Genomic DNA, 8,104 nt, shown 5'->3' with positions numbered 1-8,104 from the left:
ACGGTGGAGCCTTCAGTCGAGCCGACTGCAGAACCGACCTCGGAACCGACTCCTGAACCAACCCCGGAACCAACGGTGGATCCTACGGTGGAGCCTTCAGTCGAGCCGACTGCAGAACCGACCCCGGAGCCAACGGTGGAGCCGACTGCGGAACCAACCTCGGAACCAACAGTTGAGCCGGAAGACGACCAAGACGGGTCTGGATTCCAGGTCATCATGGCACAAGAGGAAGGTGGATTCTTTGCGAATTACACCTTCGATATCAGCGGAGCTTCTGAAAGCGATCCAATAAGTTTCGAGGTGCGGCTCAACTGGCTTTGGGTGGATAACATGACGTACAAGGGGAACTGCGTTCCCTCGAACATGCGAGCTAATTCGTTCAGGCTTAGCTGCGAAGGCCCAGTGACTATAAAGCTGAAGCAGTTCTACCTCCTTGGGGGCCGGACTATTGCATTTGAAAGCCAAAGGAACTCGAAGGAGAAGTTCGAATTCAAGATTCCAGGACTCTAGACGCAGCCCAATCGTCCTTCCATTGCCATTCCAGGGCCATGCGGAATGTGCTTCGCGGCTAGGATCGTTCCATGACTGAAAAATCTCTTCCAGTGTTGCCGCCTGTCAATGCAGAAGCTGCTGAACAGATGTGGTCTGCGTACCTGGAGAGCAAAGGGATTCCGCGGACCGAGGCACCGCACTATGTCGCCGAATCGTTCGGTGATCATCCTGCGCTTGCCGATGAGCTTCTGGATGAAATGCTGCACGGAACCAAGCGAGCGACTTCATCTCTGGCTAGCGATTATGCCTATTACAACGAACGTGTCCCGCAACCTGAAGACCACTGCATTGTCTGCGATGGGCAAGGGCAGCCGCGAGCAATTTTGCGAGTACTTTCCGTCGAGCGTTCCTCGTTCTTCGAGGTAGACGCGCAGTTTGCCGCGGCCGAGGGCGAAGGGGATCTGTCGCTGGAATACTGGCGCGCAGAACATGAAAAATTCTGGCGCCGAACGCAGAAATCCATAGGAATCGACTGGAACCCTGAAGACACCGCCAAAGCCGGGGGAGAGCTGGTCTTGGAACGCTTTGAAATTTGCTGGCCGCAGGAGCATGCCGACTAGCCGGTCGAACTTCGTCACGCTGGCCTGCGGTCGAGAACGCGCGGGCGTAGGGTGGAGACAGAGGGTTTCCCGTGAAAGAAGCCCGGAAAAGAAAGGTTGAACATGTCGATTGTCGTCATCAATGCCCTATCGGTTCCCGGCGAAGCTGGACCGGAACTGGAGAAGCGTTTTGCTGCTCGCAAGCATTCGGTGGATTCTTCACCGGGGTTCGAAGGGTTCAAGTTGCTGCGTCCGGTCAATGGTGGAGACAAGTACTTCGTGTACACCCAGTGGGCAACCCGCGAGGACTTCGAGAACTGGCGTACCCAGCGCGCTGATGCGGCCCATGCTGGCAGCGATGCCAAGAAGCCAGTGGCCAGCGGCGCTGAACTTCTCGAATTCGAGATCGTCGAATTCTAGGCACAGCAGCCTGCGGGCAACGCCCCGATGCCTTCGTGGTATCGGGGCGTTATCTGCATCCAGGACCTTCTCGCCTACCTGCGTCCCTTGAACTTGCGCCGTGCCGAATCGGCCAGCAACGCAGCACCCAAGGCGATGCAAAGCAGTGCGCCGATCAAGAAGGTCATGTCGATGCCTTCCGGGCTGGCCTCGCCATTGAGTCCGGGGTGGGTGGCGATAATGGCCGCGGAAATCGCCGTGCCGAAGGAAGAACCTACAGTCCGCAGCACCTGGTTGAAACTTACCGAGCTGCCTAGCTCCTTGGCCGCCACGCTGCGGGCGATCAATGCCGGCATGGCCGCATAGCTTGCGCCCATGCCGATGCCGAAGACCAGCATGCTCAGCAAGATCTCCCAGAGCGCCGAGTGGAGCAGCCAGAGCATGGTGCCTGCTGCGGCCATGATGATCGCTCCAATGGGAAGCATGACCTGGATGCCAACGCGTTTTGCGAGTATGCGCACCACGCGGTTGGCAGCCAAGCTGCCGACCGAGAGCGGGAAGATGACAAATCCTGCCCAGAAGACCGGCAGGCTCAGCCCGTAGCCAGTTGCCGCATCTGCCTGGGCTACCAGTGATGATACGGACATGCCGATATACAGTGCGGCGCCCAAGGTGATGGCCGAGATATTGGCCAGGAGGACTTCACCCTGCTTGAGCGTGCGCAGATTTATCAGCGGGTGGCCAAGGCTGTTTTCTACCTTCACCCAGATGATCAGCACGATGACCGAGAAAGCGCCCAAAGCAAGCGTGGCAGGTGAAGCCCAGCCCCACTTGGGCCCCTCGGATATGGCCAGCAGCAGGGAGGTGAGCCCCAGGGCCAGCAAGCCGGAGCCGGTGTAGTCGAAGGGGCGTTGCTCGGCCTGGGTATCGGGGCCTGCCGGAACAACTTTCCACACTACGCAGATGGTGGCCAGCACGAATAGCGCACCGAACCAGAACGCGTAGGAGTAGTCGAAAATGCCAGCGATGATGCCGGTCAATGGATAGCCGATGCCGATTCCGGAAGCAACCGTCACCGACAAGGTGGAGATGGTGTTCTGCACGTGCTCGGGCGCTACATAGCGCCTGGCGATGGCGATGGTGACCGGAACAATGCCGTAGGACAATCCCTGGAGCACGCGTCCGGCAAGAAATACGCCAAAGCTCGGTGCGGACGCTGCCATGACAGAACCCAGGAACATGGCCGCCAGCGAGACGAGCAGCAGCCGCTTCTTATGCGGTCCATCGCTGAGGCGTCCCATGATGGGTGTTGCCACGGCGCCGGCCAGCAGATTCACGGTGAGCATCCACTGGGCAGCGGCAATATCGACATTGAACCGCAGGGAAATCGAGGGGACCAGCAGCATGCCCAGCGAGGAGACGATTGCCGTGGCTAGCGCGGCGAAGACCAGCGTGGGCACCAGCGGGCTCTGGCTGGATGCGTTGCGGTTCATGGGCGGACCGCGGTATTGATTTTCTTGAGCGCGGGCAAGGCGGAGCGGATCAGGGAACAGTCCTCCTCGCTCAGGTTCTCGCCCATGGCTTGGAGCAGCGCGGTCCGGCCGAGCAGGATTTCCTGGTCCAGCTTTTGGCGGCCGGCATCGGTGAGCTGGAACCAGAGCTTGCGGCGGTCGGCCTCATCCCGGTGTCGCTCGATCAGTCCGAGGCCTTCCAGTTCCTTGGTCGTCAGCGAGATGGCCTGCTGGCTGACCCCGATGGCCTGGCTCATCCGGGCGGCACTAGCCCGGCCTTCGGTGGCCAAGGTGTGCAGGATTCCCAGTTTGCCCGGTGAGATGGATCGTGCCGTGCGTATCAGGCTCAGCAATGGTGAAAGCACCTCGAGCATTTGCTGGGGAAGGTCTGCGGGCTCGGGATCAATTTCCATAGCTATAGAATACAATTAACTTGTACAAGCTTCTTGTGGAATGCTCGTGAGGCTGCACACTGCCCCGATCCATCGGGCGCGAGAAGGCGGTACTCGCTCGCTTGGCCCCGTGGCTCGCAGGCATGTCGCCGCAGCAAGTGATTGTCGTTTTGGTGCGCTCCTGATGGATTCCGGCTCGTGCCGCGCACTCCTGGCCCTGCGCCGGGACCGCGTGTGCGCCGCAGGGAAAATGCCTTCCGGACTCTGTTGGCCGGCATGCGCAAGACCTGGATGGACTAGCGGGGGATCCGGTCGCGTGGCGCTTGGATGCCGGGGGTGTTCCGGGTGGCAGAAAACCCTTGACCGGCGTTCGGTAGGTGCTCTAGGCTTCAAGATAACCTGATATACCAGTCGGATACTAAGGGGTTCCGGCGGCCTGGACCGTGGTCCTGCGCGCCGGAAATCCCGCCGAACGGTGCAGGGATCAACTTCCATGCGTCCCGAACGAGGGGAAACCCCATTGATCTCCAATGAAACTGTCAGCAGCTACCTTGAGCGGCTTGCCTCGGGCGCCCCGACGCCAGGAGGGGGCGCGGCCGCGGGCCTGCACGCGGCGCAGGCCGCGGCATTGGTGTCCATGGTTGCCGAATTCACTTCCGGACCTCGGTACGCGGACGTCCTGGAGCAGGCCCAGCAGATTTCCGAGCATGCCCGGCTGCTGATGCGCCAGGGGCTCTTCGCCGCGGAGGAAGACGAAAGGCTGTTCGGCGCCCTGGGTGCCGCGTACAAGCTGCCCAAGGAAAGCAGCGAGCAGAAGTCGGAGCGCAGCGCGGCCATTCAAAACGCCACCATCGCCGCCGCCGCACCGCTGGTCTCTACCGTCGAGGCCTCCATTGAGGTCATCAAGCTGGGCCAGCGCCTGCTGCCCATTGGCAACCGATCGGTTCTCAGCGACGTGGCCGCCGCGGCCGAAGCTGCCCGGGCGGCCTTGGCTACCGCGCTGGCCACCCTGGAAATGAACATCTGCTCAATCAAGGACATCGCCCAGCGCGACCGGCTGATCCAGACCGCCAGCCAGGCCAGCGAGGCGATCGCCCACGCCGAAGAGCTCAGCGCGCACGCCCGTACGGTGGTGGCAGCATGACGGCACGCAATCTAGCCGGGCAGCCGGTGGCTGAAGCGATCCGCGCCCGCACCGCAGAACTGGTGGTGCGCATGGCCAGCGAGGGCACCAGTGTCCGGATCGCGGTCGTGCTGGCCACCGATAACGAGGCCACCGCCTGGTATGTGCGCTCGATCGAACGGGCCGCCGCGCAGCTCGGGGTGGACTGCCAGGTCGTGGATCTGACCGGGTCCGGCCAGGAGCAGCTGTCCGAAGCGATCACCGCTTTGAACGAGGACAGCTCGGTGCACGGAATCATCTTGCAGACCCCGTTGCCGCCAGGGGTGGATGCCGCGGCGCTGGTGGCGCTGATCGACCCGGCCAAGGACATTGACGGGGCCAATCCGCTGAGCCTGGGACGGCTCAGTGTCGGCCAGCCGGCCTTTGCCCCGGCTACCGCACGCTCGGTCATCGAGATCCTGGAGCACTACCGGATCCCGCTGTCCGGGCAGCATGTCGCGGTGGTCGGACGCTCTGCGGTGGTGGGCAAGCCGTTGGCCCAGCTGCTGCTGCAGCGCGATGCCACGGTGAGCATCTGCCATTCGAGGACCGCCGATCTGGCCCATTTCACGAAGTCCGCCGCGGTGGTTGTCATGGCCGTGGGCAAGGCAAACCTGCTCACCGGCAATGACGCGGAAGAAAGCACTGTGGTGATCGATGTCGGAACCAACGTCAACGCCGAAGGAAAGCTGGTGGGAGACGTCCATGCGGCATCGGTGCGTCCGCTGGTACGGGCCCTGAGTCCGGTTCCCGGCGGCGTGGGCACGGTGACGACGGCGTTGCTGGTCCTGCATGCCGCGCAGGCCGCGGCGGCAAGCCAGCAGGCGGCCCCGGCGAAGGGAGCGCGCATGGCCGGACGCCGGTAGCTGGCTGGCCGGTGTTCCGGGTGCCGCTGCGGGCAAGCCAGCAGGCAGTGGAGCCCTCAATGCCGGAACCGCAATTGCCATGGCGAAGCGAACCACGGGCACGGTGCACGCTGGCGGGGACATGAACTGGGATCTGCCGCCGGCCAGGTGCGCCACGTGCCGCCGCCGCATCATCGATTGGGAGGTTGATGATGCGGCGGCTTTCTGCTGCCCGCCCGGCAACTTCCCCGGCGGTTCCCTTGCGTCTTCCCGCGCTCGAAACCGGTTGCCGGGGCTTCGAGCAAGGACCTGGGACAGGGCTGTCGACTTCGCAGTTCCGCGGGGTTTCCGACCATCGCCGGGCGGTCAATTCGCAGTGCGCCACAAAGGCTTCGGCGATGTGCTGGTCCGGCCTTGTTGAATCGAGAGTTCATGAAAACAACTGCACCCGTTCGGGTGAATGCTCGGTCCAGGGATCGGTTCTGCGCGCTAGGCTCCGATGCAGTTCAATACAGTTCAACACAGTGCAGCAGTGCTGGAAGCAGGCAGCGCTACGGCATCAGGGATGAAGCGCGCACGTCATGCAGAACCGTGGTGCCCGCGGAAACAGAGTAAGTTCTCTAGGGACTGCTTGCTTTCAGCGTTTGGCAACCTAGGAGAACAACTTGGCACTGTATTCAGCCCGCGGACTTTGGCATTTTCTTGATTCACCGGAAATTCTTGCAACGACATCGAAGTTGGGTTTTGGCTGGCATGGGCTGGACATGCAGCATGGATTGTGGAGCGAGGCCCGGATAATTTCTGTTCTTGCTACTGCGCCAGGTGGAAACATCGCAGTTCGGCTCCGCAGCGGAAGCTACGCGGACATCGGGTTTGCCCTCGACGCGGGTGCTGCTCACATTATAGTTCCCATGGTGAACACGGCCGAGGAGGCCCGGGAAGCAGCCGACGCGGCAAGGTACGCGCCACATGGTGCCAGAAGCTGGGGGCCGATGAGCGCACTGTTCGGTGAACCGGTGCTGACCCCGCAGGAAGCGAACGACCGGCTTCATCTGTCGGTGATGATTGAATCCGCTGAAGGATTGGAAAACCTTCAGGCAATCCTTGGAGTCGCCGGTATCAACTCCGTATTCGTTGGGCCGGTCGACTTGGCGATGAGTCTTGGAACCGACGTGGATTCACTGCTTGCTGCCAAGGACTCGCCCCTGGCATTCATAGCAAAAACCTGCCATGACCGCCGAATTGAAGTGGGCGCCTTCGCCGGTTCACCATCAAGAGCCAGTGCTTTCGAAGCCCTGGGCTACGACTGGGTAGCCACCGCCACGGATATGGGCCTGCTGAAAGCCGGTGCCGCGCAAGCACTGGAGAGCTGAGCGGTCACTGAAGTTCCTGCTTCGAAGCGTCTTCGCCTGAGGGCACGCAGGGTGTTTTGGTGCCGGGCGGTTCCTGCCAATGCCACCGGTTGCCGGTCCGGCACCTGCTTTCCGCGAGGCGCACGAAGACCAGCATGGTGCGTAGGGAATTTTGGTGCCCGGAAGGCAGTTCAACCAAAGGGGATAGCTGCTGCGAAGATCGGCAGGCACCCGCAATGCCGGACTTTGCTGAAGGGAAATGGAATGCCAACGCTGGGAATCATCGGAAGCGGGAATATCGGATCTGCAATCGCCCGATTGGCCGTTGCCGCGAATGTGAACGTGGTGATTGCGAATTCCCGTGGAGTTCAATCGCTGCAGGAACTCGTGGCCGAGCTGGGGCCGCTGGCCGCAGCCGGCACGGTTCAAGAGGTGGCCGAAGCGGGCGAAGCCGTGGTGCTGTCCATTCCGCTCGCTGCGGTACGTGAGCTGCCAGCCGGGTTGCTGCGCGGCAAGACAGTGCTGGACACCAGCAACTACTATCCATCCAGGGATGGACGCATTGCCGAACTCGACAGCGGGACGATGACGACCAGCGAACTGGTGGCGAGCTGGCTCGATGGTGCTCGCTATGTCAAAGCCTTCGGCAACATCCTGGCCCACCACATTCCGCTGCTGGCCCGTCCCGCCGAGGCTGCTGGCCGCTCTGCGCTTCCCATTGCCTCCGATGATTCCCAAGCGAAGGAGCAAGCAGCGGCAATCATCGAACGCCTCGGCTTCGATACGCTGGACGCGGGCGCGCTCGCGGAAACGTGGAAATTCGAGCCCGAATCCGCCGGATATACGCGCATCTACCTGGCGGATTCCACGACCCCGGATGACCAGCTGCTTTCCTCGATTCCAGCGCCAACACCAGCGGACCAGGTCAAGGCAGCACTGGATTCCGCGGCTCGCGTGAATGTTCCCGAACGCGCCTTCTGAGCGGCCCGTTGCCCTCCAGCGGAAGGCCATCCGCGGCCGCTATCGGCAGGCCACCCCTATTAAGAGGCATGAATGCATGGCGTACCGCCTCGGCGTGCAGGCAGCCACGCAGGTTAACGACGACAGGCCGGGCACCGCTCGCATGAGCGGTGCCCGGCCCCGGGTACGTGCGTATAGCCGCTAGCTGGCCGAAGTGGCCAGCGAAACTCCGCGCAAACGGTCCATCTGCGGATCGTACAGCGGATCATCGACCACGGTGGCGGCAATCTGCTTGCCGAAGTACTCGATCGCCACCGGGTCTCCGGTTTCCACCGAGATCGGCAGCCACGCGTAGGCGATCGGCTTGCGGACCGTGTATCCGTAGGCGGCGC

10 protein-coding genes are annotated in these 8,104 nt (G+C 62.2%); 7 read left to right on the top strand and 3 right to left on the bottom strand.

Going from position 1 to position 8,104, the window contains the following annotated elements:
- From ACI2JZ_RS18235 to ACI2JZ_RS18225, 3 genes are all read left to right on the top strand, one after another.
- A partial coding sequence (locus tag ACI2JZ_RS18235) for a PT domain-containing protein (protein ID WP_404598842.1) occupies nucleotides 1–510 on the top strand: 510 nt, incomplete at its 5' end.
- A 71-nt stretch (nucleotides 511–581) separates the two neighbouring features.
- On the top strand, nucleotides 582–1,112 hold the full coding sequence (locus ACI2JZ_RS18230) for an ASCH domain-containing protein (protein ID WP_404598841.1): 531 nt from the start codon (nucleotides 582–584) through the stop codon (nucleotides 1,110–1,112).
- A 102-nt stretch (nucleotides 1,113–1,214) separates the two neighbouring features.
- Nucleotides 1,215–1,511, top strand: coding sequence for an antibiotic biosynthesis monooxygenase (locus ACI2JZ_RS18225; RefSeq protein ID WP_105662322.1), 297 nt, complete (start codon nucleotides 1,215–1,217; stop codon nucleotides 1,509–1,511).
- Between the two features lie 74 nt (nucleotides 1,512–1,585).
- Here the strand turns inward: ACI2JZ_RS18225 and ACI2JZ_RS18220 are convergent, their stop codons facing one another.
- Nucleotides 1,586–2,983: an MFS transporter gene (locus ACI2JZ_RS18220; protein ID WP_404598839.1), complete on the bottom strand. Its 1,398-nt coding sequence runs from the start codon at nucleotides 2,981–2,983 to the stop codon at nucleotides 1,586–1,588.
- The gene (locus tag ACI2JZ_RS18215; protein ID WP_404598837.1) at nucleotides 2,980–3,414 is read right to left on the bottom strand and encodes a MarR family winged helix-turn-helix transcriptional regulator; all 435 of its coding nucleotides are present in this window, start codon (nucleotides 3,412–3,414) and stop codon (nucleotides 2,980–2,982) included. Before ACI2JZ_RS18215 ends, ACI2JZ_RS18220 begins: the two co-directional genes overlap by 4 nt.
- Before the next feature lie 472 nt (nucleotides 3,415–3,886).
- Between ACI2JZ_RS18215 and ACI2JZ_RS18210 the strand changes: the two genes are divergently transcribed.
- The 4 genes from ACI2JZ_RS18210 to ACI2JZ_RS18195 all read left to right on the top strand — a co-directional run bounded on the left by ACI2JZ_RS18210 (nucleotide 3,887) and on the right by ACI2JZ_RS18195 (nucleotide 7,733).
- Nucleotides 3,887–4,537, top strand: coding sequence for a cyclodeaminase/cyclohydrolase family protein (locus ACI2JZ_RS18210; protein WP_404598835.1), 651 nt, complete (start codon nucleotides 3,887–3,889; stop codon nucleotides 4,535–4,537).
- A complete protein-coding gene (locus tag ACI2JZ_RS18205) occupies nucleotides 4,534–5,421 on the top strand; it encodes a bifunctional 5,10-methylenetetrahydrofolate dehydrogenase/5,10-methenyltetrahydrofolate cyclohydrolase (RefSeq protein WP_404598833.1) in 888 nt (295 codons plus the stop codon). The genes ACI2JZ_RS18210 and ACI2JZ_RS18205 overlap by 4 nt, the downstream gene beginning before the upstream one ends.
- Before the next feature lie 644 nt (nucleotides 5,422–6,065).
- A complete protein-coding gene (locus ACI2JZ_RS18200; protein WP_404598831.1) occupies nucleotides 6,066–6,773 on the top strand; it encodes an aldolase/citrate lyase family protein in 708 nt (235 codons plus the stop codon).
- Nucleotides 6,774–7,016: 243 nt separating this feature from the next.
- A complete protein-coding gene (locus ACI2JZ_RS18195; protein WP_105662326.1) occupies nucleotides 7,017–7,733 on the top strand; it encodes an NADPH-dependent F420 reductase in 717 nt (238 codons plus the stop codon).
- Nucleotides 7,734–7,913: 180 nt separating this feature from the next.
- On the opposite strand, the gene ACI2JZ_RS18190 is transcribed toward ACI2JZ_RS18195, so the two are convergent.
- Nucleotides 7,914–8,104 (bottom strand): glycine cleavage T C-terminal barrel domain-containing protein (locus ACI2JZ_RS18190; protein ID WP_404598830.1); only part of this gene is annotated, 191 nt, incomplete at its 5' end.

Source organism: Microbacterium sp. NPDC087868 (genome assembly GCF_044900755.1).
GTDB classification, from domain to species: Bacteria; Actinomycetota; Actinomycetes; order Actinomycetales; family Microbacteriaceae; genus Microbacterium; species Microbacterium galbinum.
Note: the sequence above shows the minus strand (reverse complement) of the source record. Positions and strands in the feature narration are given on the sequence as shown.